The following is a 24,340-nucleotide window of genomic DNA, read 5'->3' as shown; positions in this document are numbered from 1 at the left end:
GGACTCTGCCGCGCCGCTACCGCCCCCCGGCCACCTGTTGCCGCAACGCGCCCAGCGCCTGCCGCACCTGGTCCACCACGCCCGCCCAGTCGCCGCGCCGGCGCTGGCGGAACAGCCGCGTGCGCGGGTACCAGGGCGTGTCGTCGCGCCCGCGCAGCCAGCGCCAGTCGACGCGGTAGGCCGGCAGCAGCACCCAGCACGGCCTATCGAGCGCGCCGGCCAGGTGGCAGGCCGCCGTGTCCACCGAGATCAGCAGGTCGAGCTGGGCCAGGATGGCGGCCGTGTCGGCGAAGTCGGCGATGGCGCTGCCCAGGTGCACGAGCGGCTGGCCGGCCGGCGGCCGCCGGCCCTCGTCCTCGCCGGCCCATTTCTGCAGGCTCACGAAGGCCACGCCCGGCACCTGCCAGAGCGGCGCCAGCGTGGCCAGGCCGGGCAGCGAGCGCTCGGCGTCGTTGTCGTGCCGCGGGTTGCCGCGCCAGACCAGGCCGACCTTGAGCGGGGCCGGCGGGATGCGCGGCGCCCAGCGCGCCACGCTGGCGGGGTCGGGCCACAGGTAGGGCGTCTCCGCAGGAATGGACTCAACGCGCGTGCCGCAGAACAGCGGCAGGTTCTGCAGCGGCACCCAGAAGTCGTGCGTGGCCAGGGCGGCCGGCGCGTCGGGCAGAGCGATGTGCGCATCGGCACCGGCCACGCCGCGCATGAGGCCCAGCAAGGATGGCGTGCTTGCATAGGTGAGGTGCGCAGGCCGGTGCTGCGCGCGCACCTCCTGGAGGAAGCGACAGAACTGCAGCTGGTCGCCATGGCCCTGCTCGGGCCAGACCAGCAGGCGTTTCCCCTGCAGCGGCTGGCCGATCCATTGCTGCGCGGCGCCGGGTGGCGGCGGTTCGGGAAAGCCCGGCACCACGGCCTGGGGCGGCAGCAGGGCATAGCTCCGCGCGGCATGGCCGAAGCCTTCGGGCAGGCGGCCCACCGACAGCAGCAGGTGGCCCAGGTTGATCTGCGCGGAGGCCAGGCCGGGCGCCTGCGCCACGGCCGTGCGCAGCACCTGCTCGGCCTCCTGCACGCGGCCCAGGTCGTACAGCAGCGTGCCCAGGTTGGAACCGTGCCGCGCATCCTGCGGCGCCAGGCGCAGCGCCTCGCGGTAGTGCTGTTCGGCCTCGGCCTCGTGGCCCGCATCCGGCCGGCGCGCCAGCACGCCGGCCAGGTGGTTGTGCAGGTCGGCCAGGTCCGGCGCCAGCGCCAGCGCGCGGCGCTGGCAGGCCTCGGCTTCGTCGAGCTGGCGCAGCGCCTCGAGCACCAGGCCCAGGTTGGTCAGCGCGGCCACGTCGTCGGGCTGCAGCGCCAGCGCACGGCGGTAGGCGGCCTCGGCGTCGGCCGGGCGCCGGCTGGCTGCGCACAGCACGCCCAGGCCGAGCCAGCAGCGCACGTCGGCACTGCCGTCGTCGGCGGCGGCCTGGTAGCAGGCCAGGGCCTCGGCGTCGCGGCCCTGCGTGCGCAACAGGCTGGCCAGATGGTGGGTGGCCAGCGCATCGGGCTGCAGGGCCAGCGCGCGGCGCCAGCAGCGTTCGGCCTCGCTGGCATGGCCGCCGAGCCGGGCGGCGATGCCGCAAGCGCTCCACAGCCGGGCGTCGTCGGGCCTGGCCTGCAGCGCCTGCATGCCCAGTCGGTGGGCCAGGTCGGCGTCGCCGCCGTCGAGCGCGTCGAGCACGCGGTCCAGCGCGTCAATCGCCATGCGGGGCGGTGGAACAGGTCATGGGAGCCGGCATCGTAGTCGAGCCGGCACCGTGCTTCAGGCGGGCGCGGTGCCCTGCGCGCCCAGCCGGCGCGAGTTCTCCGGCGCGCGGAACACCAGCGGCTGTGCGACGGGCGCGCCGGCCCGCGCCACGGCCTCGGCCACGCGCGCGTGCTGCGGGCTCTTGCGGCAGACCGGGTCGGTCGCGGCCGGGTCCTGCGCCAGCAGAAAGGCCTGGCAACGGCAGCCGCCCAGGTCCTGCTCGCGCTGGTCGCAGCTGGCACAGGGTTCCTGCATCCAGCCGGTGCCGCGGTAGCGGTTGAAGCCCTCGGAGTCGAACCAGATCTCGCGCAGGCCCTGCTCCCTGACGTTCGGAAAGGCCAGGCCCGGCAGCATCTTCGCGGTGTGGCAGGGCAGCGCCGTGCCGTCCGGCGCCACCGTCAGGAACATGCTGCCCCAGCCGTTCACGCACTTCTTGGCCTGGCCCTCGTGGTAGTCGGGCGCCACGAAGAAGATGCGCATGGCATCGCCCAGGCGCTCGCGCCAGGCGGCGGTCACGGCCTCGGCTTCGCGCAGCTGCGCGGCCGTGGGCAGCAGCTGGTCGCGGTTGAGCAGCGCCCACGAGTAGTACTGCGTGTTGGCCAGTTCCAGGTACTCGGCGCCCATGGCGTGGGCCATGGCGATGATGCGGTCGATGTGGGCGATGTTGAGGCGGTGCACGACCACGTTGAGCACCATGGGCCAGCCCTGGTCCTTGATGATCGCGGCCACCCGGCTCTTGAGACCGAAGGTCTTGGTGTGCGAGAGGAAGTCGTTCATCTCGCGCGTGGAATCCTGGAACGACAGCTGCACGTGGTCCAGCCCGGCGGCCTTGAGTGCTGCGGCGCGCTCGGCCGTCAGGCCCACGCCCGAGGTCAGGAGGTTGGTGTAGTAGCCCAGCCGCGCGGCCTCGGCGACGATGACTTCCAGGTCGTCGCGCAGCAGCGGCTCGCCGCCCGACAGGCCGCACTGCACGGCACCGAGTGCACGGCCCTCGCGCAGCACGCGCAACCAGTCCTCGGTGCGCAGTTCGTCCTGCTGCTGCGCGAAGTCGACCGGGTTGTAGCAGAACACGCAGTGCAGCGGGCAGCGGTAGGTCAGCTCGGCCAAGAGCCAGAGCGGCGGCCCGGGGCGCGGCGGTGCCGCACTCATTCCGCGCTCCAGCGCAGCCAGTGCTGCCGGCCCGCGATCGCCACGAACTCCTGCACCTGCGGCGCCAGGCCCTCGGTGGCGAAGAGCTGCTCCAGTTCGGCCACGATGGCGGCCAGGCTGCGCTGGCCGTCGCAGCGCTTCATGATCTCGCCGGCACTGCCGTTCAGGCGCACCATGCCCTCGGGGTACAGCAGCACATGGCAGTCCTGGGCCGGCTCCCATTGCAGGCGGAAGCCGGGGCCGATGCGGGGTTGGCTGGCCAGGCTCGGTGTCGTCATGGCGTCACTCCGTAGCGCATGGCCATGGCGTCGTTCATGGCCCACAGGATGTCGAGCTTGAACTGCAGCACCTCGAGCGCGCGCTCCTGCTGCGCGCGCGTGGTGAAGTGGTCCAGCGTGATGGCCAGGCCCTGCTCCACGTCGCGCCGCGCCTGGCCCACGCGGTTGCGGAAGTAGTCCAGCCCGGCCGGCTCGATCCAGCCGTAGTGCGCGGGCCAGCTGGCCAGGCGCTGGCGGTGGATCTCGGGCGCGAACAGCTCGGTCAGCGAGGAGCACACGGCCTCCTGCCAGGGCGCGCGCCGCGCGAAGTTCACATAGGCGTCGACGGCGAAGCGCACGGCCGGCACCACATGGCGCAGGTCCAGCACCTCGGCGCGTTCCAGGCCCACCGCCTCGGCCAGGCGCAGCCAGGCCTCGAGCCCGCCCGCGTCGCGCAGGCCGCCGAGTTCGAAGCCGTCGTGGTCCAGGATGCGCTGCACCCAGCCGCGCCGCACCGCGGGGTCGGGGCAGTTGGAGAGCACGGCCGCGTCCTTGATCGGGATCGCGATCTGGTAGTAGAAGCGGTTCGCCACCCAGCCGCGGATCTGCGCCGGCTGGGCCTGGCCGCTGTTGAGCATCACGTTGAACGGGTGGTGGATGTGGTAGCTGCGGCCACGTGCGCGCAGCTGGGCCTCGAAGGCCGCGCGGTCCCAGGCGGGCGCCTCGTGCGGGGTGGACGGCGCTGCGTCCTGGATGCGGTCGGCGTGCATGGTGGGGTGCGATCAGAGATCGAGGGTCATGCCGTCCTCGCAGACCTCGACGCCGGCGCGGCGCAGCGCCGCGTGTTCGGCCGAGTCCTCGTCGAGGATGGGGTTGGTGTTGTTGATGTGGATCAGCAGGCGCCGCCGCGTGGTGGCGGGCAGCCGCGCCAGCCACTCCAGCATGCCGCCCTCGCCCGACTGCGGCAGGTGGCCGATCTCGCGCGCGCGCTTGCTGCCCACGCCCAGGCGCAGCATCTCGTCGTCGCTCCAGAAGGTGCCGTCCACCATCACCACGTCGGCGCCGGCCATGGCGTCGAACACGGGCGGCGTGACGGCCGCGAGGCCCGGCGCGTAGAACAGGCGCCGGCCGCTGCGCTCGTCGATGAGGGTCACGCCGATGTTGTCGCCCTCCACCGGGTGCTCGCGGTGCGGCGAGTACGGCGCGGCCTTGCCCTGCAGGGCCATCGCACGCATGCGCAGGCCTGGCACGCCGGGTACGGCGAAGTCGCCACCGTCCAGCGCGATCGTGTGGCGCGCGACCCCGCAGTAGTGCGACAGCACGCGCAGCACGGGGTTGCCCTGACAGAGGTCCTCGGCCACCGGCTCGGTGCACCACAGCGACAGCGGCGTGCCGCGCTCGCGCAGCATGAACAGGCCGGTGGCGTGGTCGACCTGGCCGTCGATCAGCACCACGCCGGCGATGGCGCTGTCGCGCAGCGCGCGCGCCGGCTGCAGCGCCGGGTGGCTGCGGATCTGCTCCAGGATGTCGGGCGAGGCGTTGAACAGCACGCCGTCGCTGCCCGGCTCGGGCTGCACGAAGATCGAGGACTGCGTGCGCGGCCTGGCGCGCAGCGTGCCGGCGCGCACGCCGGCGCAATTGCGGCAGTTGCAGTTCCATTGCGGGAAGCCGCCGCCTGCCGCCGAACCGAGGACGGTGATGCGCATGGTGGGAGAGATGCAGCAGGAAGAAGGCCCGCCCCGGCAAGCCGGGGCGGGCGCCGGGCTCTCAGCGCGCCGTGACGTACATCGTGATCTCGAAGCCGAAGCGCAGATCCGTGGCCGTCGGGGGTTGCCATTGCATGTCGTGTCTCCTCAAGACGTGGCGCAGCACCGGGTGGCGGCTGCGGGAACCATGGGGTTCCGCGCCGCATGGTGCCGGCCTGGCGGGCGCCCGCCCAGGCTTGAAATCTTGATTCGCAGTTCATGATTTTCATGAGCCGCCTGCAGGCCGGACGGCCGCGGACGCCCATTACCATGCCGCGTGCCCGCCAGCCCCCTGTACCCCGCCACCGCCCCGCGCCACAGCTTCGCGCTGGAGGTGGGGCACGGCCATGTGCTGCAGGTGGACGACTGCGGCGCGGCCGACGGCATCTGCGCCGTGGTGCTGCACGGCGGTCCGGGCTCGGGCGGCTCGCCGCTGCTGCGGCGCTTCTTCGATCCGGAGCGCTTCCGGGTGGTCGCCATCGACCAGCGCGGCGCCGGCCGCAGCCGCCCGCGTGGCGCCACGGCGCACAACCGCACGGCCGATCTGCTGGACGATCTGCAGCGCGTGCGCGAGCACCTGGGCATCGCGCGCTGGCTGGTCGTGGGTGGCTCCTGGGGCGCCACGCTGGCCCTGGCCCATGCGCTGCACACACCGCAGGCCGTGGCGGGGCTGCTGCTGCGCGCGGTGTTCGTGCCGCGCGCCGACACCATCGCCGCCTTCTTCCAGGACCCTGCCGGCCGGGCACCGGACGCCTGGGCCCGCTTCGCCGCGCTGGCGCCCGCGCACGAACGCCACGACATGCTGGGCTTTTTGGCCCGCAGCCTGCAGGCCGACGCCGCGGACGGCGGCGCCCGGCAGCGCCAGCTCGCCCTGGCCTGGTGGCATTGGGAACGCGCACTGGGTGGGGCGACCGGCGCGGCCGACAGCCCCGACGGCTCGGCGCTGGATGCGCTCGTCGACCGCTACCGCGTGCAGAGCCACTACCTGCGGCACGCCTGCTGGCTGGACCGGCCGCCGCTGCTGGACCGCCTGGCCGCCCTGCCCCGCGTGCCCACGTTGCTGCTGCACGCGCGCGACGACCGCATCTGCCCGCCGCAGGCCGCGCAGGACGTGCAGGCCCGCATCGCGCACAGCCGGCTGCACTGGGTCGCCACCGGCGGCCACGACCCGGCCGCGCCGGCCATGGCGGCGGCCATGGTGGCCGCGCTCGACGGCTATGCGCGCACGGCCCGCTTCGATGGCGCCATTCCATGACGCTGCGCCTGAAGATCAACGCCATCGTGAGCCTGCTCACGCTGCTGTTCGTGGGCGCCATGCTCGCGCTCACGCTGCGCGCCATGCGCGAGTCCGTGCACGAGGAGGTGGTGGCCGCCAACCGCGTGGCGGCGCAGCTGCTGTACCGCACGGCCATGCTGCAGGAATCCCAGGGCATGCAGGTCATGCAGGCCTTCCTGCAGGGCGTGGGCCGCGTGCGTTCCAACGACATCACGCTGCTCGATGCCGGCGGCCAGGTGCTGTACCGCTCGCCGGCCTCGGCCTACAAGGCCGACCGCGATGCGCCCGACTGGTTCGCGCGCATCGTCTCGCCGGAGCCTTCGCAGATGTCGATCGACTTTCCGGACGGCAAGCTGGTCGTGCATGCCAACGCCTCGCGCGCCGTGCTGGACGCCTGGGACGACGCCGTGCGGCTCGCGCTCAGTGCGCTCGGCCTGCTGGCCGTCGTCAATGCCGGCGTGTTCTGGGCCGTGGGCCGTGCCACGCGCCCGTTCGCCGACATCGTCGGCGCGCTGAACCAGCTGGAGAACGGCCGCTTCGATGTCGCGCTGCCGGCCCTGCCCGGCACCGAGGCCGGCGCCATCGGCGCGGCCTTCAACCGCATGGTCGGCATGCTGCGCCAGCACATCGCCACCGAGCGCCGCGCCGTGCGGGCCGAGCACCGGTTGTCCGAAAGCCGTGCGCTGGGCCGCTGGGTCGACCAGAAGATCGAGCAGGAGCGCCGCCTCATCGCGCGCGAGCTGCACGACGAGCTGGGCCAGTCGGTCACGGCCATGCGCAGCATGGCCTTGTCGATCGCGCAGCGCGTGCAGGCGCTGGATCCACAGGCCGAGCAGGCCGCGCGGCTGATCGCCGAGGAGTCGGGCCGGCTGTACACGGCCATGCACGGCATGATCCCGCGGCTCACGCCGCTGGTGCTCGACGAGTTCGGCCTGGTGGCCGCGCTGCAGGACCTCGTGGAACGCACGCGCGCCAGCCATGCCGGCCTGCAGGTCGACTGGCGGCTGGACGCGCCGCCCGAGGGCCTGCGCCTGGACAACGACACCGCGCTCGTGCTGTACCGCGCCGCACAGGAAGGCATGACCAATGCGCTGCGCCACGGCGAAGCGCGCCAGCTGCTGCTGGCGCTGCGATGCGACGCGCAGCACCTCACGCTCACATTGCGCGACGACGGGCGCGGCCCGCCCGGCCCCGAGGCCGCAGCCGCAGGCAGCGGCCACTACGGCCTGCGCTGGCTGGCCGAACGCATCGACAGCCTGGGCGGCACGCTGCGCCTGGAAGCTGCCGCCCCGCGCGGCGCCCAACTGACGGTGCAGCTGGCGCTGCCGGCGCCCCCGGAGAACGCATGACCCACGACACCCCACCGATCCGCGTGATGCTGGTGGACGACCACGCCCTCGTGCGCATGGGGTTCCGCATGCTGCTGGCCGACGCGCAGATCACCGTCGCGGCCGAGGCCGACACCGGCGAACAGGCCTGCCAGCGCTACCCGCAGGTGCAGCCGGACGTGGTGGTGATGGACCTGTCCATGCCCGGCATGGGCGGCCTGGAGGCCATGCGGCGCCTGCTTGCGCACGACCCCCGGGCCCGCGTGCTGGCGCTGTCGGCGCACGAGGACTCGGTGCATCCGCGCCGCATGCTGCAGGCCGGTGCGCTGGGCTACCTGGCCAAGCGCAGCGCGCCCGAGGCGCTGATCGCCGCGGTCCGCGCCGTGGCACGCGGCGAGCGCTACATCGACGCCGCCACCGCCCAGGCCCTGGCCGCCGCGCAGTTCGACGGCCAGGCCAACCCGGCCGAGACGCTCAGCGCGCGCGAGTTCTCGGTGTTCCTGCAGCTGGCCCAGGGCATGACGGTGGCGCAGATCGCCGCCACGCTGAACCTGTCGCTGAGCACGGTGGGATCGCACCTGTACCGCATCAAGCAGAAGCTGGGCGCCAGCAACCAGGCCGAGCTCACGCTGGTGGCGCTGCGCTGGGGGCTGATCCAGGTCTAGTGCGTGCGGCCCAGCAGCTCGTAGCTCGCGTCGTCCTGCGCCGTGGACTGGCGCCCGCGGCCCCAGCCGACCGCGCGCCGGTAGGCGCCGGCCTGGGCGGCGGCAAACCCTTCGAGTTCCTCCGCGGTGGCCGCACGGTCGGCCAGCGGCGCCACATAGAGCGCGTCCTCCGGGCAGTAGAGCTCGCACATGAAGCAGGTCTGGCAGGCGTCCTGGCGCGCGATGCGCGGGATGCCGCCGGCCACGGCCTCGAACACGCGCGTGGGGCAGGCCTGCACGCAGATGTTGCAGCCGGTGCAGCGCGTGGCGTCGACGACTTCGATCATGCGGCCTCCAGCTCGGCCTGCTTCACGGCCTGGCGGCCGGTCCAGACGGCGTCCAGGCCCCCGCTCAGCACGCGGTGGCGCTGCGCCGGATCGCTGGCAGGGTGCTCGGCACGCCGGTGCATGCCGCGCGTCTCGGTGCGCGCCAAGGCGCTGCGGTACATCCAGCGTGCGTTGGCCAGCAGGGCCGCGGCCTCCCGCGCACGCAGCACGGCATCGGCGTCCTGGCCCGCCGGCAGGGCGCCGCCGGCCCGCAGGCGCGTCCACAGCGCATCGAGCCGCTCCAGCGAGTCCTGCAGTGCGCCGGCCTCGCGCACCCAGTTGCGTTCGGTCGGGAACATCTCTGCCTGCACGGCGCGCACGAGCGCCCGGCTGTCCACGGCCGGGCCCGTGGGGCCTTGCAGGAAGATGCCGCCGGCGCGGTGCAGGACGCGCCCGGCGCCACCGGCGCGCGGCCGTGCCGCCCGTGCGAAGCCGGCGGCGGCCGCGCCGGCCCAGAAGCCCGAGGACAGCGCCCAGGCCGCGTTGTGGCTGCCGCCGCCCGTGAAGCCGCCGCAGATCAGCTCGCGCGTGGCCACGTCGCCGGCCGCGTAGAGGCCTGGCACCGTGGTCGCGCAGTCGGCGTCCACGAGGTCTAGCCCGCCCGTGCCGCGCACCGTGCCCTCCAGCCGCAGCGCGACGGGGAACAGCCGTGTGAACGGGTCGATGCCGAGCCGGTCGAAGGAGAGGAAGAAGTTGGGCTGGGCCGCGCGCATCCAGGCCTGGATCTGCGCGTCGGCCTTGTCCAGCCGCGCGTAGACCGGGCCGCTGCGCAGGCGCTACGCGATGATGCCGCGCCCGCGCGCCGAGCCGGCGCCCGCGATGGGCTGGCCGGCCGCGTCGTAGAAGCTGGCCCAGTTGTAGAACAGCGACTTGGTGACCGAGGAGAACGCCGGCCCCAGGCCGTAGGCGTTGGAGAACTCCATGCCCGACAGCCGCGCGCCGGCCTCGGCCGCCATCAAGGCACCGTCGCCGGTCAGCAGGTCGCAGCCCAGCGCCTTGCTCAGGAAGGCGCAGCCGCCCGTGGCCAGCACCACGGCGCCGGCCTGCACCGCCCAGGCATCGCCCTGCGCGCGGCGCAGCCCGTACGCGCCCGCGACCGTGCCCTGCGCGTCGCGCAGCAGCTCCAGCGCGGGGCTGTGGTCCAGGATGCGCACGCCCGCGGCCTTGGCCTGCCTGCGCATGAGCCGCATGTACTCCGGGCCCTGCAGCGAGTTGCAGCGCAGCCGGCCGGCCGCATCGGTCGGGAACGGGTAGCCCCACTCCTGCAGCCGCGCCACGTTGTCCCAGGTCTGGGCCAGCACGCGGTCCATCCAGGCCGGCTCGGCCAGCTCGCCGCCGAGCGCATAGCGGCTGGCCTTGGCGTGCGCGCGCGCATCGCCGTCCGGGTCTACATGCCACAGGCCGGTGCCGGCCGGCGCGGTGGCGCCCGAGGTGCCGCAAAAGCCCTTGTCGGCCAGCACCACGCGCGCGCCCTGCGCCGCGGCGGCGATGGCGGCCCAGGTGCCGGCAGGGCCGCCGCCGATGACCAGCACGTCGGCCGGAATCTGTTGCGCCGTGGCCAGGTCGGCGTGCGAAGCGGATGTGCCCATGGGGCGGCTCCCGAGTTGTGGAGCCGTGGAACTTAGCCCGCGTGCACCGCGTGCGCTACGAAGCTTTGCAGCTATGCATCTGCGCGAAGCGCAGAACACGCGGCGACACGGGCAGAATGCCGCGCATCCAGTTTCAGGAGGCATTCGGTTCCATGGCATCCCCCCAAGCATGCGATGTGCTCGTCATCGGCGGCGGCCCGGCGGGCTCCAGCGTCGCCACCCTGCTGGCCCGGCAGGGCCGCCAGGTGGTGCTGCTCGAGAAAGACCACCACCCGCGCTTTCACATCGGCGAATCCCTGCTGCCCGGCAACCGCGAACTGTTCGAGGCGCTCGGCGTCAAGGAGGAGGTCGACCGCATCGGCATGCCCAAGTTCGGCATCGAGTTCGTGCCACCCGACAGCGATGCGCGCACCTACGTGGAGTTCCGCGAAGGCTGGAATCCGGACAAGGGCGAGGCCTGGCAGGTGCGCCGCTCCGAGCTCGACGAACTGCTGTTCCGCAATGCGGCCCGCCAGGGCGCCGTGACGCTGGAGGGCGCCACCGTGCGCGCCGTCGATTTCGACGCCGAAGGCGCGACGGTGCAGGCCCGGCTCGACGACGGCAGCCAGCGCAGCTGGCGCGCGCGCTTCGTGGTCGATGCCAGCGGCCGCCAGACCGTGCTGGCCAACAAGTTCAAGAGCAAGCAGAAGAACCCCGCGCACAACAGCACGGCGCTGTTCGGCCACTTCCGCAACGCCCGGCGCCTGCCCGGCAAGCGCGAGGGCAACATCAGCATCTGCTGGTTCGAGCACGGCTGGTTCTGGTTCATCCCGCTGGCCGACGGCACGACCAGCGTGGGCGCCGTGTGCTGGGCCTACTACCTCAAGGCGCGCGACAAGCCGCTCAAGGACTACTTCTTCGACACCATCGCCATGTGCCCCGAGCTGCACGACCGGCTGCGGGACGCGACGCTGGTGGACGACCAGGTGCACGCCACCGGCAACTTCGCCTACTCCAGCACGCACGCCACGGGCGAGCGCTACGTGATGCTCGGCGACGCCTTCACCTTCATCGACCCGATGTTCTCCTCGGGCGTGTACCTGGCCATGCGCAGCGCCTTCAACGGCGCCGAGCTCGTGGCCACGGCGCTGGACCGCCCGGCCGACTACCCGGCCGCGCGCCGCAAGCTCGAGCAGCAGATGCGCGCGGGCCCGCGCGACTACTCGTGGTTCATCTACCGCGTGACCAACCCGACCATCCGCGACATGTTCATGCACCCCAAGAACATGTTCAAGGTCAAGCAGGGCCTGATGTCGCTGCTGGCCGCCGACCTGCAGCATGGCCTGCCCTACCGCTTCTCGCTGTTCATGTTCAAGGCGGTCTACTACTTCGTGTCGGTGCTGAACTGGCGCCGCACCTACGCGGGCTGGAAGCGGCACCGCTTCAACATCCGCGACATGGGCGCGCTTCGGGGCGAGACCATCGTCAACACCGACTGACTCAGAACGTGTGAATGAACCGATCGCGCCCACGACGGGGCGCGGCGGGCCGCAGGCGTAGGCGCGGGCCGCAGCCCGGGCTTGTGCCCGGGCAAGGACCGCAACGCCCGCATGCGGCCTGGCGCGCCCCGGCCCGAAGGGCGAGGCCCCGAGCGCAACGAACATGATGGAAACGGCTGCTCATCCGGGGCCTCGCGTGGGTGTGAGCGGTTCGTTCACACGTTCTCAGCCCTGCGGCGTGCGCGCCTTTGCGTCGGCGCGCTGGCGCCGCACCGCCTCGTCCGACGAGGCCGCGGCCCGCGCCAGCGCCTCGGCCGCCGCGGCAGGGGCGAGCCGCTGCAGGATCGCGCGCCCCACGGTGCCAGCCTGGGGCACCTGCTCGCCGATCGCATTGGATTCCCAGACCAGGCCGCGCAGCGCATGGCCCACGGCGTACAGCCCGGGCTGCGGCTGGCCGGCCGCGTCGCGCAGCGCGTGCGTCTCGCGCGTGGCCTGCACGCCAAAGCCCAGCGGGTCGGGCTGGGCCAGACCGCGCGCGACGAGCTGGCGCACCAGCGGATCGTCGATGTGACGCCAGTCGAAATCGAAGCCCAGGCAGTTGACGACGCGGTCGGCCATCACGGTCTGCACCGGCCCGCCGTCGCGCGGCTGCCAGGCCACGGCCAGGCGGCCGTCTGGCTGCACGGCGATGGATTGCACGCGGCCGGCTTCGTGGCGGTGCCGGCCTTCGGCCTGCACGCGCGCCTGCCAGGCCAGCGGTGCGGCGGCGCTGCGGTGCAGCGAGGCCTCCCAGTAGGCCCGCAGCCGGCCCAGGAAGCGCCGGCGCTCGCGCGCGCTGGCCAGCGACCACAGCTGCGGCACATGGGCACGGATCACAGGCACCAGGCGCTGCCAGGATTCGCCCTGGGCAAGGGCTGCACGGCGCTGCACGCGGATCTGCGCGAGCAGCGCGCGCAGCGACACGGCTTCGGGCTGGTAACGCAGGAAGTCGGGCCAGGGCTGCACGTCCTCGCGCACGCGCACGCCCTGGCCGCGCCGGCTCAGCACCAGGTGCTGGCCGCCAAAGCCGGCCTTCTCGGCCATGATCAGGCTGTCCACTGCGCTCAGGCCCGCGCCCAGGTAGACGATCTGCGCATCCTGCGCCGCGCCGTCCCAGGCCCGCGGATGCCAGATGTCGCCCACATAGCGCGGCGAAGCCGCCACGCCCGCGCCGACCGCGAAGGCCTGGCGCGCCAGCGGCTTGGTGAAGATGCCGGTGGCCAGCACGAGTTCGTCGGCCAGCTCCTCGCGGCCATCGTCCAGCACCACGCGGTAACGCGGGCGGCCGGTGTCGTACTGCGCCACCACGTCGACCGCGCGCGCCTGCAGGTGGCGAAACTCCACGCGCCGGCCCGCGCCGGAGATGGCCGCCGTCAGGCTGGCCAAGATGTAGGCGCCATAGACCTGGCGCGGCGGCATGCTGTCTTCGATCGCCACGCCGGCCGGCGGCTGCCAGCCGCCCGCGGCTGCGCCCGCGCGCAGCCAGCGCACGAGGTGATCGGGTTCGTCGTTGTACAGGCTGAACAGCTTGGCCAGACCGTTGACCAGGTGCTCGGGGTGCGTGGTGCCGTAGGCCGTGCCCAGGCCCAGCGTGGCGCGCGACTCGACGATGGACAGCCGGGTCGGCTGCTCCACGTCCTTGAGCAGGCGCAGCGCGACGGCGGTGCCGGCCAGCCCGCCGCCGACGATGAGGACATGGGGGCGCGTGTCGGTAGAAGGCATGGTGTGGTTCAGTTGGGAAAGAAGCGGTTGGCGGGCCGTGGCAGGCCCAGGTGTTCGCGCAGCGTGCGGCCGCTGTAGGCGCGGCGAAAGATGCCGCGGCGCTGCAGCTCGGGCACGACCTGCTCGACGAAGTCCAGCAGGCCGCCCGGCAGCCACGGGAACATGATGTTGAAGCCGTCGCTGCCACCGCTTTCCAGCCAGTGCTGCATCTCGTCGGCGATCGTCTGCGGCGTGCCCACGAAGGCCAGGCCCGCATAGCCGCCCAGGCGCTGCGCGAGCTGGCGCACCGTGAGGTTCTCGCGCCGGCCCAGTTCGATGGCGCGTTCGCGGCTGGTCTGGCTTGCGTTGGTGGGCGGGATCTCGGGCAGCGGCGCATCGAGGTCGAAGCCCGACACGTCGTGCCCCAGCGCGATCGACAGCGAAGCGATGGCGCTGTCTGCGTGCACCAGGCTGTCGAGCCGGGCGCGGATGGCGCGCGCCTCCTCCACCGTCCGGCCGACGACCACGAAGGCGCCCGGCAGGATCTTGAGGTGGTCCGGATCGCGCCCGACGGCGCGCATGCGGCCCTTCACATCGGCATAGAAGCGCTGCGCGTTGTCCAGCGTTCCGGGCGCGGCGAAGACCACCTCGGCGGTCTCGGCCGCGAGCTGGCGGCCGGGTTCGGAGGCGCCGGCCTGCACGATCACGGGCCAGCCCTGCACGGGCCGTGCGATGTGCAGCGGGCCCTTGACGTTGAGGTAGGTGCCGCGGTGGTTCAGCGTGTGCAGGCGCGCCGGGTCGAAGAAGCGGCCGCTCTCGGCATCGCGCACGAAGGCGTCGTCGGCCCAGCTGTCCCACAGGCCCGTGACCACGCTCTGGAACTCGCGGGCACGCGCATAGCGCTCATCGTGCTCCATGTGGTCCGTGCGGCCGAAGTTCAGCGCCGCGTCGGGGTTGGAGGTGGTGACGATGTTCCAGCCCGCGCGGCCGCCGCTCAGGTGGTCCAGCGAGGCGAAGCGCCGCGCGATGTGGAAGGGCTCGTCGAAGGTGGTCGAGGCCGTGGCCACCAGGCCCAGGTGCGTGGTGTGCTGGGCCAGCGCCGACAGCAGCGTGAATGGTTCGAAGGAGCTGACCGTGTGGCTGCGCTGCAGCGCCTCGATCGGCATGTTCAGCACCGCCAGGTGGTCGGCCATGAAGAAGGCGTCGAAGCAGGCGCGCTCCAGCGCCTGGGCCAGGGTCTTCAGCCGCTCGAAGTTGAAGTTGGCGTCGCGCCAGGCGCCGGGGTAGCGCCAGGCGCCGGTATGGATGCTGACCGGGCGCATGAAGGCGCCCAGGTGCAGTTGGCGGGTCGATGGCATGGGGTCTCCCGGCAGCGCAGGTCCAGGGCCGTGGCCGGTGGCGCGGTCCCCGCGAGCCCCACGCCCGCCGCGACACCGGCCACAGCCTGAACACCGCGCCGGCCCGCCCTCGCGGCGGGCCGTGGTTTCTAGAAGTCCGCGCCGCCGAAGCCGCCCGGCGCACCGCCCCCAGCGGGCAGCGGCGTCTCTTCCTTGGGCAGCTCGGCCACGATGGCCTCGGTCGTGAGGATCAGGCTGGCCACCGAGGCCGCGTTCTGCAGCGCCGTGCGCGTGACCTTGGCCGGGTCCAGCACGCCCTGCTCCACGAGGTCGCCATAGGTGCCGTTGGCCGCGTTGTAGCCCTGGTTGCCCGACAGTTCGAGCACGCGGGCCACGACCACGCTGGCCTCCTCGCCAGCGTTGCCGACGATCTGGCGCAGCGGCTCCTCGATGGCGCGCAGCACCAGCGCGATGCCGGCGTCCTGGTCGGCGTTGTCGCCCTTGAGCACGCCGGCCTTCCTGACGGCCTGCTTGGCACGCAGCAGGGCCACGCCGCCGCCGGGCACCACGCCCTCTTCGACGGCCGCGCGCGTGGCGTGCAGCGCGTCCTCGACACGGGCCTTCTTCTCCTTGAGCTCGACCTCGGTGGCCGCGCCGACCTTGATCACGGCCACGCCGCCGGCCAGCTTGGCCACGCGTTCCTGCAGCTTCTCGCGGTCGTAGTCGCTGGTCGCCTCATCGATCTGCACGCGGATCTGCTTGACGCGCGCCTCGATGTCGGCCGCCGTGCCGGCGCCGTCGATGACGGTGGTGTTCTCCTTGCCGACCTCGGCGCGCTTGGCCTGGCCGAGGTCGGCCAGCGTGACCTTCTCCAGCGTGAGGCCCACCTCCTCGGCGATGACCTTGCCGCCCGTCAGGATGGCGATGTCCTCCAGGATGGCCTTGCGGCGGTCGCCGAAGCCCGGCGCCTTGACGGCCACGACCTTCAAGATGCCGCGGATGGAGTTGACCACCAGCGTGGCCAGGGCCTCGCCCTCGACCTCTTCGGCAATGATCAGCAGCGGACGGCCGGCCTTGGCCACGGCTTCCAGCGTGGGCAGCAGTTCGCGGATGTTGCTGATCTTCTTGTCGAACAGCAGGATGAAGGGGTTGTCCAGCGCGGCGACCTGGCGGTCGGCGTTGTTGATGAAGTAGGGCGAGAGGTAGCCGCGGTCGAACTGCAGGCCCTCGACCACGTCGAGTTCGTTGGCGAGGCTCTTGCCGTCCTCGACCGTGATCACGCCTTCCTTGCCGACCTTGTCGATGGCGTCGGCGATGATCTGGCCCACGTCCCAGTCGGCGTTGGCCGAGATGGCACCGACCTGGGCGATCTCCTTGCTCGTGGTGGTGGGCTTGGACAGGGTCTTGACCTCGGCCACCAGGGCCGTGACGGCCTTGTCGATGCCGCGCTTGAGGTCGGCCGGGTTCAGGCCGGCGGCCACGTACTTGAAGCCCTCGCGCACGATGGCCTGGGCCAGCACGGTGGCGGTGGTGGTGCCGTCGCCGGCGTTGTCGCTGGTGCGCGAGGCCACTTCCTTGACCAGCTGGGCGCCGATGTTCTCGTACTTGTCCTTGAGCTCGATCTCCTTGGCGACGGAGACGCCGTCCTTGGTGACGGTGGGCGCGCCGAAGCTGCGCTCGAGCACCACGTTGCGGCCCTTGGGGCCCAGCGTGACCTTGACCGCGTCGGCCAGGATGTTCACGCCGCGCACGATCTTGGCGCGGGCGTCGTCGGCAAACAGGACGTGTTTGGCTGCCATGTTGGTTTCCTTGGTTCTTGTGAATCAGTTGTCGATGACGCCGAGAACTTCGTCCTCGCGCAGCACCAGCACTTCCTTGCCGTCCAGCTTGACGGTCTGGCCGCCGTACTTGCCGAACAGCACGCGGTCGCCGGCCTTCACGTCGGGCGCGATCCGCTGGCCCTGCTCGTCGCGCTTGCCCGGACCCACGGCCAGCACCACGCCCTGCTCGGGCTTCTCGCCGGCCGAGTCGGGGATCACGATGCCGCTGGCGGTTCGGGTTTCGGGGTCGCTGCGTTGGACGATCAGGCGGTCGTGCAGGGGACGGATGGAAGACATGTGCAAAGGGTTCCTGGAGGACGAATGCGTTGTTGGTGCAGCCCATTCTTCAGGCGCGGGCCGGCCGGTGGAACGAAGCGATCGTCAGTTGCTTGCTCGGAAAACGAGGATGCGCTGCATCCCCTGTACTGAGGACGCGGACGGCGCGCGCGGCCACCACAATCCGCAGGCCCTCCGCAAAGGATCCGCCATGCTGCTCTTCTCCAACCGCCGTACCGACGCGCAGACGAACGAGGTGTTCCTGACATCCTTCTCCCCCGGCAGCGAGCGGCTCAGCCTGGCCTCCGTGCAGAAGAAGGGCAAGGGCTGGGCCTTCGGCAACGTGGACGACGACGTCGACGACAACGACGCAGCCCATGCACTGCACCCGCTGTTCACGGCCGACAAGCCGGTGCTCGTCTACGTCCATGGCAACAACAACACGCCGCTCGACGCGGTCCGGCGTTGCGCGCTGCTCGAGCAGCTGTACGACGTCAACGTGGTCGCCTTCTCCTGGCCATCCGAGGGCTACCTGCCGGACGGCAAGCCGCTGCCGCACGCCGGCGACGCCGCCGACGGCGACGAGTCGGACCTGAAGTCGGTCACGGGCAGCAACCGCAAGACCGCATCGGTGCAGGGCAAGATCGCCCGCTACCACCAGGCGAAGACCAACGCACTGGACTCCACGGACGCCTTCGCACGGTTCCTGCGCATGGTCGGTGGCGTGCGGCTGCTGGCCAACCGGCAGCCGTTCTCGCTGGCCGCGCACAGCCTCGGCGCGCACCTGTTCCAGTACACCCTGGCGCTGCCCGGCGCGAACGAAGCGGCCGGCACGGCGCACAACATCGCGTTGCTGGCGGCCTGCGTGCGCGCCAGCGGCCACAAGGACTGGGTGGCCGCGGTCAAGCCGAAGGGGCAGTTCTTCATCGCCTACAACAAGGGCGATTCGGTGCTGTTCGGCGCGAGCGTGGCCGATGGCATGCAGACCAAGCTCGGCGCCGAGCCCGGCGTGGACCGCCACCGCGCACCCCACATGCGCTACGTCAGCTTCACCAATTCGCAGGCCGGCCTGGGCGGGCACCGCTACTTCGCGCTGGAGAAGATGGACAAACGGCACCGGACCCTGTTCAACCGCATCTTCCGTTCCGAAGCCGACATCCAGGCGAGCGAGTACCCGCGCCAGGTCTATGCGGTGGGCTGCGATCCAGACATGCTGACCTGCTACATGGGGCAGCCCGAGCACACCGGCGGCGAGGTGTAGCGGCGGCTGCACCCAATCTGTTCAGCGCGAACGAAACCAAAGGAGAACCGCGTGCCAGCAGCCCGACTAAGAAAGCGCAAATCGTCGAACCGTGGGGAAGACACAGCAGCTGCCACGCCGACGGACACCTCGCCCAAAGCAGACCCACAGGACTCGCTGGTCATCTACGTCCACGGCGTTGCCCAGGAAGACCCGCCCGGCGAACTCAAGCTCGGCTGGGATCTGGCGCTGTTCGGTCGCGACATGGGAGAGAGCAGCCGCATGGCCTACTGGGCCGATGTGGTGCGGCCGGAGGTGTTGCAAGCCAAGCGTGTCGGCGCACAAAAGGTGTCCGTTGCCGAGGCCAGCACGGTGGATCTGAACGCCGTGCTGGACGGCGCGAGCGTGCCGAAATCGAAGAAGGCCGATGCCGAGCAGTTGGCGCTCGAGCTGCTGCGCGAGATGGGCATCGAGGCGCAGGCCGAAGCGTCAGCTGTTGGCGCCAAGTTCCTTCCCCTGCCGGCATCCCTGCGCAAGCCGATCAGCCGCTTCTTCATCGAACGCCTGGTGACCGACACCGCGGCCTACTTCTTCAAGCCGGGAGCGCGCAAGAAGATCCAGGACCGGTTGACCGCAGAGATCAACGCGGCCGGCAAGCGGCCGGTCACCATCGTCGCGCACAGCCAAGGCACGGTCATCGCGTACGAGGTGCTGGCGGCGTTGCAGAAGGACGCGATCAAGCTGGACGCCCTGGTCACGCTGGGTTCACCGCTCGGGGTCCGCGAGGTCCAGGACCACCTGGACCCTGGCGACCCGCTCCAGGTACCAGGGGTCGTTCAGCGATGGCACAACTTCGCAGACCCGCTGGACCCCGTTGCCCTGGACAAAGGGCTGGCAAGCGATTTCACACCATTGGGAGCCATTGAGGACGTCACGCTGCTGAACAACAGGACGCGCCTGGACTGGAACTTCAACCCGCACTCCGCTGTGGGCTATCTGGCACATCCCAAGGTGCGCAGGGTCGTCAACGAGGCCATGCGCATGGACGTGATGGCGCGCTTCGTCCTCGCGCGCGACGTGGCGGAGCGGCTGGGCGCTGAACCGCAGACACGGCATTCGGTCCTGATCGAGGTGCTTGAGCCAGGGTACCCAGCCTTGAACGAAAAGCGCACCACGACCCGGGAGCTGGAGAAGGGCGAACAGTCCAGATTGAAGCGCAAGGACGTCGATGACCTGCCGCCATTGCGGCTGGAGCACCGAATCGACGAACTGGTCGTGCAGCTGCGCCAACTCGTCGGCAAGGAGGCCGAGACAGCGGCCTGCATCGACCCCTTGCGCCGCTTCGTCTCGGCCAGGTTGACAGCGGGTGAACTGCGCGCCATCGGCCGTGAGCACCAGAAGATGCGCATCTACGCCGTTTGGCGCAGTTCGCGCAAGGCCAAGCTGACAGGGCGCTCCATGAGCGTGCTGAAGGCGGACGCGGCACTGACCAGCTTCTCGGCCGATGGCAGCGACATCACCTGGGCGGTGCTGGACACCGGCGCCCGAGCCGACCATCCGCACTTCGACAACCAGGTCATCAAAGAGGTATGGGACTGCACCAAGCGCGGGCGCCCGGTCCTTCTGGAAGGCCACCAGGACCCGGATGGCCACGGCACCCATGTCTGCGGCATCATCGCCGGCATGGCTCCCAAGCGCCCGCGCAAGGACGGCTCCATGCCCAAGGAGCGAGGCGTTGCGCCGCGGGCCAAGCTGGTCGTCTACAAGGTGCTGAACGACAAGGGCCAGGGCGAAGACGCCTGGATCATCAAGGCGTTGGACCACATCGCCGAGCAGAACGCCAACATCGCCGAGGGGCTGGCGATCCATGGCATCAACCTGAGCCTGGGCGGCCCCTTCGACAACACCGTGTACGGCTGCGGCTTCTCGCCGGTCTGCGTGGAACTGCGCCGACTGTGGCGTGATGGCGTGCTGGTGGTCGTGGCGTCCGGCAATGAAGGCCAGGTCCAGGTGAACACCTCGGACGGCGACAACGAAATCAACAACTACATGTCCATCGGCGACCCCGCGAACCTGGAGGACTGCATCGCGGTCGGTGCGGTCAACGCCGACAAGCCGCACCTGTATGGCGTGTCCTCGTTCTCTTCGCGTGGACCCACCGCCGACGGCCGCGCCAAGCCGGACGTCGTCGCCCCGGGCGAACGCATCCGCTCGTGCAATTCGCGGTTCCGCAGCGACGAGGACCTCTACTACCCGGAAAGTGGCACCAGCATGGCGGCGCCCCATGTCTCGGGGCTGCTGGCGGCATTTCTCTCGGTGCGCCGGGAGTTCCGCGGCCGTCCCGACGAAGTCAAGAAAATCTTGCTGGATGCTTGCGTGGACATCCACCGCGACCGCTACCACCAGGGCCGCGGCATTCCCAACCTGATGCAGATGCTGCTGTCGGTCTGAGTTGCCGGTGCCCCCGCCCTACTCCTCCGCCACCTCGCCCACCTGCTCCAGCAGCTGCGCGACGAAGTCGTCGTACCGCGGCAGCGCCGGCAGCGCCGCGCCCGTGGGCTCGGCCACCCAGCCCTGGGGCTGGCCGAACAGGCGCAGGGCCTCGAAGGCCGGCGCCTCGCCCGCGTCGAAGCAGTGCGCCAGGCCCGCGGGCAGCGCCACCCATTCCCCGGCCTCGCACAGCAGCCCCAGGAAGCCCGCGCCGCTGCGCAGGTAGAACAGGCCGGTGCCGGACAGGAAGAAGCGGATCTCGGCATCGCCATGGCGGTGCTCGGCCAGGTATTGCGCGCGCAGCGCGGGCCAGCGCGCGTCGCCCGGCGACACGGCCACGCGGTCGGCGCTGCGCAGCGTGAAGTGCTCGCCCAGAGCGGCCAGTTCTTCGCCGTAGGCGGCCTGCACGGCCGCCAGGCCATCGCCGGCCGGCAGCTGCAGCGGGCGCAGCGGCCAGCGGCCGAACTGCACGCCCGCCGCTGCGAGGTTCTGGCGCACCAGACCATCGCAGACCCAGGTCTCTTCCCACTGGCCCTCGGTGTCGAAGCGTGCGAGCGCGACCATGGTGGCCTCCGTCGGTCTACTGCAGGAAGCTCGGCCGCGCGTAGCCGGCGAAGTGCTTGTCCAGCACCGCCTTGAACTCCGGCGTCTTGAAGGCCTCGGCCACGTCCCGGGCCCAGGGCTGGGCCTTGTCGGCGCTCTTGACGGCGGCTACCAGCAGGTAGTGGTCGGGTGTCTTCTCGAGCACCACGGCCTCGGTCAGCTTCAGGCCCGAGGAGATCGCGAAGTTGCCGTTCACGATGGCCCACTCCACGTCGCCCAGCGAACGCGGCAGCTGCGCGGCCTCCAGCGGCACGAGCTTGAGCTTCCTGGGGTTGGCCGTGATGTCCTTCTCGGTCACGCGCAGCGGATCCACGTCGGCGCGCACGGTCAGCAGGCCCTGGCTCTGCAGCAGCACCAGCGCGCGCGCCAGGTTGCTCGGGTCGTTGGGCAGCGAGACGCGGTCGCCCTCCTTCACCTCGGCAATCGCCTTGCGCTTGCTCGAGTAGATGCCCAGCGGTGCGATGGGGCCCTGCACGATCTCCGCGAGGTCCAGCTTCTGGTCCTGCGCGAACTTCTTCAGGTAGATGATGTGCTGGAAGTAGTTGACGTCGAGCGCGCCCTGGGCGAGCGCGAGGTTGGGCTGCACGTAGTCGTTGAACTCGACGAGCCGGACCTTGTAGCCCTTCTTCTCGAGCTGCGGCTGGATGCCAAGCTTGAGCACGTCGACGTTGGAGCCGGCGGTGGCGCCGATGACCAGCTCCTTCTTGGCGGCGGACTGGGCGAAGGCGACGGGTGCGGCCACCAGGGCGAGGCTGGCCAGCGCAGTCAGCGTGGTGCGGCGGATCATGGACATGGTGTGTGGATGAGAAGAAGGGTCAACGTTTGTCGAGCTTGCTGGCCAGGCCATTGCCGGCGAACTGCAGGATCTGCACGAGCACCACGAGCAGTGCCACGGTCAGCACCATCACGTCGGTCTGGAAGCGGTAGTAGCCGTAGCGGATCGCCAGGTCGCCGATGCCGCCGCCGCCCACCACACCGGCCACGGCCGAGTACGACAGGAAGCTCACGGCCAGCACGGTCAGCGCCAGCACCAGGCCCGAGCGGGCCTCGACCAGCAGCACGCGCAGCACGATCTGCAGCTCCGACGCGCCCATGGCGTGGGCCGCCTCGATCACGCCGCGCGGCACCTCGCGCAGCGACTGGTCGACCAGGCGCGCGAAGTACGGGATGGCGGCGAACGACAGCGGCACGGCCGCGGCCAGCGGCCCGATGGAGGTGCCGGCAATGGCCCGCGTGAACGGCACCAGCGCCACCAGCAGGATGATGAACGGGAAGGAGCGCACGGTGTTGACGATCCAGTTCAGCACCAGGAACAGCGGCCGGTTCTCCAGCGACTGGCCCGGTCCCAGCAGGAACAGCAGCACGCCGAGCGGACCGCCCAGCAGCACGGCGGCCGACAGGCCGATGGCCAGCATCAGGAAGGTCTGGCCCGTGGCCAGCCACAGCTCGGGCAGGATGGCGGCAATGTTCTCAGGCATGGGCCACCCCGCGCAGCTGGACGGGGGCAGCGGCCTGCTGCTGGTGGGTTTCGCGGCTGCGCTGGCGCACCAGCGCGTCGATCTCCTGGCCCAGCACGGTCTTGCGCGAAGCCACCGGTCCATCGACGGCGAACTGCTCGACCACCTGGCCCTTCTCCAGGATGGCGACGTGGCGGCACAGCGCCTGCACCACGGGCAGCTCGTGCGTGACGATCACGATGGTCACGCCGATCTTCTGGTTGATCTCGCGCAGCTGCTGCAACAGCGCGCGCGTGGTCTCGCTGTCCAGCGCCGAGGTCGGCTCGTCGCACAGCAGCACCTGCGGCCGCGGCGCCAGCGCCCGCGCGATGGCCACGCGCTGCTTCTGCCCGCCCGAGAGCTGGGCCGGGTAGCTGTCGACCTTCTCGGACAGGCCCACGAGGTCCAGGCACTCGCGCACGCGCGCATCGATCTCGGCGCGGCCGTGCCGGCCATGGATGCGCAGCGGGAAGGCCACGTTGTCGAACACCGTGGCGTTCTGCACCAGGTTGAATTGCTGGAAGATCATGCCGATCTGCTGGCGGGCGGCGCGCAGTTCGGTGCGCGACAGCGCGGTCAGCTCGCGCCCGGCCACGAACACGCGGCCGGCGTCGGGCCGCTCGAGCAGGTTGATCAGGCGCAGCAGCGTGGACTTGCCGGCCCCGCTCTGGCCGACCAGGCCGAACACGTCGCCCTCGGACACCTCCAGCGTGGTGCGGCGCACGGCATCGAAGGCTTCGCCATTGGGCAGGCGGAAGGACTTGCGCACGCCTTCCAGACGGATCAGGGGCGGCGCGGCGGTGGGTTGGGACATGGGCGGGGCGTGCAGGGACGACAAGGGGCGCCCAGTGTGGGCAGGCACGGGCCGCCTGTGAACGAACAAATCGGGCGCTGCTTATGCGGTTTGCGCAGAAGCGCAACGCTGGCACTGGGCGCGAAAAGCTTCTATGCATATCGGTTTTCGTTCGTTGGCCCCGCGGCGGCCCCGGCCTAGAGTCGGCCGCTCCTGTCCCATTTGAGCCCCTCTTCCATGACCAAGCCCCTGGACATCGTCGCCGTCGTCGGCAGCACCTACCAGCCCTCACGCACCCGCGCACTGGTGGAGGCGCTGGCCGCCGAGCTGGAGCAGCGCCTGGTGGCGCGCACGCGCATCCTGCAGATCGGCGACTTCGCCCGCCCGCTGGGCCAGGCCCTGTCGCGCGAGGAACTGCCCGCGGAGATCGAGGCGCACCTGCAGAGCATCGAGTCGGCCGACCTGCTGATCGCGGCCGCGCCGGTGTACCGCGGCGCCTACCCGGGCCATTTCAAGCACCTGTTCGACCTGGTCGGCATGGAGGCGCTGATCGACAAGCCCGTGCTGCTGGCCGCCACGGGCGGCAGCGACCGCCACGCGCTGGTGCTGGACCATCAGTTGCGCCCGCTGTTCAGCTTCTTCCAGGCGCTCACGCTGCCGATCGCTGTGTACGGCGCCAACAGCGATTTCGACAACTACCGCGTGACGAGCCCGGCGCTCCAGGCCCGGCTGCAGCTGGCGGCCGAGCGCGCCGTGCCGCTGTTCGACGCCGGCCTGCGCCAGCCGCTGCTGCGCGCCGCCTGATCCACGTTTGTCTCCTGGCCTCCTGGGCCGTTCAGCCCCGCTACGCGCCGCGTGCCGGGGCTTTTTCTTGGGAAGCCGGCGGCCCCGCGCGCCGGCGGCTTGCGGCCTGCGCCGC

General features: G+C 71.3%; 22 protein-coding genes and 1 pseudogene. 7 read left to right on the top strand and 16 right to left on the bottom strand.

Features of this window, described 5'->3' with window-relative positions:
* Positions 1-16: 16 nt before the first annotated feature.
* From IE209_RS09720 to pqqA, 6 genes are all read right to left on the bottom strand, one after another.
* Positions 17-1,732, bottom strand: a complete 1,716-nt coding sequence (locus tag IE209_RS09720; protein WP_189686738.1) for a tetratricopeptide repeat-containing glycosyltransferase family protein — start codon at positions 1,730-1,732, stop codon at positions 17-19.
* Positions 1,733-1,789: 57 nt separating this feature from the next.
* Complete coding sequence (pqqE, locus tag IE209_RS09715) at positions 1,790-2,923, bottom strand: pyrroloquinoline quinone biosynthesis protein PqqE (protein WP_189686737.1); 1,134 nt, start codon at positions 2,921-2,923, stop codon at positions 1,790-1,792.
* Positions 2,920-3,201 carry a pyrroloquinoline quinone biosynthesis peptide chaperone PqqD gene (gene pqqD, locus IE209_RS09710; protein WP_189686736.1) on the bottom strand — a complete coding sequence of 94 codons (282 nt, stop codon included), beginning with the start codon at positions 3,199-3,201 and terminating at the stop codon, positions 2,920-2,922. The genes pqqE and pqqD overlap by 4 nt, the downstream gene beginning before the upstream one ends.
* Positions 3,198-3,950 carry a pyrroloquinoline-quinone synthase PqqC gene (gene pqqC, locus IE209_RS09705; protein WP_189686735.1) on the bottom strand — a complete coding sequence of 251 codons (753 nt, stop codon included), beginning with the start codon at positions 3,948-3,950 and terminating at the stop codon, positions 3,198-3,200. Before pqqC ends, pqqD begins: the two co-directional genes overlap by 4 nt.
* Before the next feature lie 12 nt (positions 3,951-3,962).
* Entirely contained in the window at positions 3,963-4,886 is a 924-nt protein-coding gene (pqqB, locus tag IE209_RS09700) for a pyrroloquinoline quinone biosynthesis protein PqqB (RefSeq protein ID WP_189686734.1), read from the bottom strand.
* A 61-nt stretch (positions 4,887-4,947) separates the two neighbouring features.
* Positions 4,948-5,022, bottom strand: a complete 75-nt coding sequence (gene pqqA, locus IE209_RS09695) for a pyrroloquinoline quinone precursor peptide PqqA (RefSeq protein WP_189686872.1) — start codon at positions 5,020-5,022, stop codon at positions 4,948-4,950.
* Positions 5,023-5,202: 180 nt separating this feature from the next.
* Here pqqA and IE209_RS09690 point away from each other — a divergent pair, with 180 nt between their 5' ends.
* The 3 genes from IE209_RS09690 to IE209_RS09680 are packed head-to-tail and all read left to right on the top strand — an operon-like array spanning position 5,203 to position 8,194.
* On the top strand, positions 5,203-6,180 hold the full coding sequence (locus IE209_RS09690; RefSeq protein ID WP_189686733.1) for an alpha/beta fold hydrolase: 978 nt from the start codon (positions 5,203-5,205) through the stop codon (positions 6,178-6,180).
* Entirely contained in the window at positions 6,177-7,550 is a 1,374-nt protein-coding gene (locus IE209_RS09685; RefSeq protein WP_189686732.1) for a histidine kinase, read from the top strand. Before IE209_RS09690 ends, IE209_RS09685 begins: the two co-directional genes overlap by 4 nt.
* The gene (locus IE209_RS09680) at positions 7,547-8,194 is read left to right on the top strand and encodes a response regulator (RefSeq protein ID WP_189686731.1); all 648 of its coding nucleotides are present in this window, start codon (positions 7,547-7,549) and stop codon (positions 8,192-8,194) included. The genes IE209_RS09685 and IE209_RS09680 overlap by 4 nt, the downstream gene beginning before the upstream one ends.
* On the opposite strand, the gene IE209_RS09675 is transcribed toward IE209_RS09680, so the two are convergent.
* Both IE209_RS09675 and IE209_RS34425 read right to left on the bottom strand, forming a co-directional pair.
* Positions 8,191-8,520 (bottom strand): 4Fe-4S binding protein, encoded by a 330-nt coding sequence (locus IE209_RS09675; RefSeq protein ID WP_189686730.1) that lies wholly within the window; start codon positions 8,518-8,520, stop codon positions 8,191-8,193. The two genes, IE209_RS09680 and IE209_RS09675, sit on opposite strands and share 4 nt — an antisense overlap.
* Positions 8,517-10,148 (bottom strand): annotated as a pseudogene (locus tag IE209_RS34425) (FAD-dependent oxidoreductase). The gene IE209_RS09675 and the pseudogene IE209_RS34425 overlap by 4 nt, the downstream one beginning before the upstream one ends.
* Positions 10,149-10,300: 152 nt before the next feature.
* Here IE209_RS34425 and IE209_RS09665 point away from each other — a divergent pair.
* Positions 10,301-11,626 carry an NAD(P)/FAD-dependent oxidoreductase gene (locus IE209_RS09665; protein ID WP_229882774.1) on the top strand — a complete coding sequence of 442 codons (1,326 nt, stop codon included), beginning with the start codon at positions 10,301-10,303 and terminating at the stop codon, positions 11,624-11,626.
* A 225-nt stretch (positions 11,627-11,851) separates the two neighbouring features.
* Here the strand turns inward: IE209_RS09665 and IE209_RS09660 are convergent, their stop codons facing one another.
* The 4 genes from IE209_RS09660 to IE209_RS09645 all read right to left on the bottom strand — a co-directional run bounded on the left by IE209_RS09660 (position 11,852) and on the right by IE209_RS09645 (position 16,820).
* Positions 11,852-13,387, bottom strand: a complete 1,536-nt coding sequence (locus tag IE209_RS09660) for an FAD/NAD(P)-binding protein (protein ID WP_189686728.1) — start codon at positions 13,385-13,387, stop codon at positions 11,852-11,854.
* A gap of 8 nt (positions 13,388-13,395) precedes the next feature.
* Positions 13,396-14,724 carry an LLM class flavin-dependent oxidoreductase gene (locus IE209_RS09655; RefSeq protein ID WP_189686727.1) on the bottom strand — a complete coding sequence of 443 codons (1,329 nt, stop codon included), beginning with the start codon at positions 14,722-14,724 and terminating at the stop codon, positions 13,396-13,398.
* Positions 14,725-14,852: 128 nt separating this feature from the next.
* Positions 14,853-16,502: a chaperonin GroEL gene (gene groL / locus IE209_RS09650; RefSeq protein WP_189686726.1), complete on the bottom strand. Its 1,650-nt coding sequence runs from the start codon at positions 16,500-16,502 to the stop codon at positions 14,853-14,855.
* A 24-nt stretch (positions 16,503-16,526) separates the two neighbouring features.
* Positions 16,527-16,820, bottom strand: coding sequence for a co-chaperone GroES (locus IE209_RS09645; RefSeq protein ID WP_189686725.1), 294 nt, complete (start codon positions 16,818-16,820; stop codon positions 16,527-16,529).
* Between the two features lie 190 nt (positions 16,821-17,010).
* Between IE209_RS09645 and IE209_RS09640 the strand changes: the two genes are divergently transcribed.
* Both IE209_RS09640 and IE209_RS09635 read left to right on the top strand, forming a co-directional pair.
* Positions 17,011-18,060: an alpha/beta hydrolase gene (locus IE209_RS09640; RefSeq protein WP_189686724.1), complete on the top strand. Its 1,050-nt coding sequence runs from the start codon at positions 17,011-17,013 to the stop codon at positions 18,058-18,060.
* 51 nt (positions 18,061-18,111) lie between these two features.
* Positions 18,112-20,490, top strand: coding sequence for a S8 family serine peptidase (locus tag IE209_RS09635; protein WP_189686723.1), 2,379 nt, complete (start codon positions 18,112-18,114; stop codon positions 20,488-20,490).
* Positions 20,491-20,508: 18 nt separating this feature from the next.
* On the opposite strand, the gene IE209_RS09630 is transcribed toward IE209_RS09635, so the two are convergent.
* The 4 genes from IE209_RS09630 to IE209_RS09615 are packed head-to-tail and all read right to left on the bottom strand — an operon-like array spanning position 20,509 to position 23,442.
* On the bottom strand, positions 20,509-21,093 hold the full coding sequence (locus tag IE209_RS09630; RefSeq protein ID WP_189686722.1) for a hypothetical protein: 585 nt from the start codon (positions 21,091-21,093) through the stop codon (positions 20,509-20,511).
* Positions 21,094-21,109: 16 nt separating this feature from the next.
* The gene (locus IE209_RS09625) at positions 21,110-21,925 is read right to left on the bottom strand and encodes a MetQ/NlpA family ABC transporter substrate-binding protein (protein ID WP_189686721.1); all 816 of its coding nucleotides are present in this window, start codon (positions 21,923-21,925) and stop codon (positions 21,110-21,112) included.
* A 22-nt stretch (positions 21,926-21,947) separates the two neighbouring features.
* Positions 21,948-22,610, bottom strand: a complete 663-nt coding sequence (locus tag IE209_RS09620) for a methionine ABC transporter permease (protein WP_145548715.1) — start codon at positions 22,608-22,610, stop codon at positions 21,948-21,950.
* The gene (locus IE209_RS09615; protein ID WP_189686720.1) at positions 22,603-23,442 is read right to left on the bottom strand and encodes a methionine ABC transporter ATP-binding protein; all 840 of its coding nucleotides are present in this window, start codon (positions 23,440-23,442) and stop codon (positions 22,603-22,605) included. The genes IE209_RS09620 and IE209_RS09615 overlap by 8 nt, the downstream gene beginning before the upstream one ends.
* A gap of 216 nt (positions 23,443-23,658) precedes the next feature.
* Here IE209_RS09615 and msuE point away from each other — a divergent pair, with 216 nt between their 5' ends.
* Positions 23,659-24,225 carry an FMN reductase gene (msuE, locus tag IE209_RS09610; protein ID WP_189686719.1) on the top strand — a complete coding sequence of 189 codons (567 nt, stop codon included), beginning with the start codon at positions 23,659-23,661 and terminating at the stop codon, positions 24,223-24,225.
* Positions 24,226-24,340: the final 115 nt, after the last annotated feature.

The organism is Pseudorhodoferax aquiterrae (assembly GCF_014652235.1).
Classification (GTDB): domain Bacteria; phylum Pseudomonadota; class Gammaproteobacteria; order Burkholderiales; family Burkholderiaceae_C; genus Pseudorhodoferax; species Pseudorhodoferax aquiterrae.
Note: the sequence above shows the minus strand (reverse complement) of the source record. Positions and strands in the feature narration are given on the sequence as shown.

Coding starts and splice junctions, on each gene's coding strand:
- IE209_RS09675 (WP_189686730.1), bottom strand. CDS start 8,520: ATGATCGAAGTCGTCGACGCCACGCGCTGCACCGGCTGCAACATCTGC.
- IE209_RS09720 (WP_189686738.1), bottom strand. CDS start 1,732: ATGGCGATTGACGCGCTGGACCGCGTGCTCGACGCGCTCGACGGCGGC.
- IE209_RS09640 (WP_189686724.1), top strand. CDS start 17,011: ATGCTGCTCTTCTCCAACCGCCGTACCGACGCGCAGACGAACGAGGTG.
- pqqD (WP_189686736.1), bottom strand. CDS start 3,201: ATGACGACACCGAGCCTGGCCAGCCAACCCCGCATCGGCCCCGGCTTC.
- IE209_RS09680 (WP_189686731.1), top strand. CDS start 7,547: ATGACCCACGACACCCCACCGATCCGCGTGATGCTGGTGGACGACCAC.
- IE209_RS09615 (WP_189686720.1), bottom strand. CDS start 23,442: ATGTCCCAACCCACCGCCGCGCCGCCCCTGATCCGTCTGGAAGGCGTG.
- IE209_RS09645 (WP_189686725.1), bottom strand. CDS start 16,820: ATGTCTTCCATCCGTCCCCTGCACGACCGCCTGATCGTCCAACGCAGC.
- IE209_RS09655 (WP_189686727.1), bottom strand. CDS start 14,724: ATGCCATCGACCCGCCAACTGCACCTGGGCGCCTTCATGCGCCCGGTC.
- IE209_RS09685 (WP_189686732.1), top strand. CDS start 6,177: ATGACGCTGCGCCTGAAGATCAACGCCATCGTGAGCCTGCTCACGCTG.
- IE209_RS09630 (WP_189686722.1), bottom strand. CDS start 21,093: ATGGTCGCGCTCGCACGCTTCGACACCGAGGGCCAGTGGGAAGAGACC.
- IE209_RS09620 (WP_145548715.1), bottom strand. CDS start 22,610: ATGCCTGAGAACATTGCCGCCATCCTGCCCGAGCTGTGGCTGGCCACG.
- groL (WP_189686726.1), bottom strand. CDS start 16,502: ATGGCAGCCAAACACGTCCTGTTTGCCGACGACGCCCGCGCCAAGATC.
- pqqC (WP_189686735.1), bottom strand. CDS start 3,950: ATGCACGCCGACCGCATCCAGGACGCAGCGCCGTCCACCCCGCACGAG.
- IE209_RS09660 (WP_189686728.1), bottom strand. CDS start 13,387: ATGCCTTCTACCGACACGCGCCCCCATGTCCTCATCGTCGGCGGCGGG.
- msuE (WP_189686719.1), top strand. CDS start 23,659: ATGACCAAGCCCCTGGACATCGTCGCCGTCGTCGGCAGCACCTACCAG.
- IE209_RS09665 (WP_229882774.1), top strand. CDS start 10,301: ATGGCATCCCCCCAAGCATGCGATGTGCTCGTCATCGGCGGCGGCCCG.
- pqqB (WP_189686734.1), bottom strand. CDS start 4,886: ATGCGCATCACCGTCCTCGGTTCGGCGGCAGGCGGCGGCTTCCCGCAA.
- pqqE (WP_189686737.1), bottom strand. CDS start 2,923: ATGAGTGCGGCACCGCCGCGCCCCGGGCCGCCGCTCTGGCTCTTGGCC.
- IE209_RS09625 (WP_189686721.1), bottom strand. CDS start 21,925: ATGTCCATGATCCGCCGCACCACGCTGACTGCGCTGGCCAGCCTCGCC.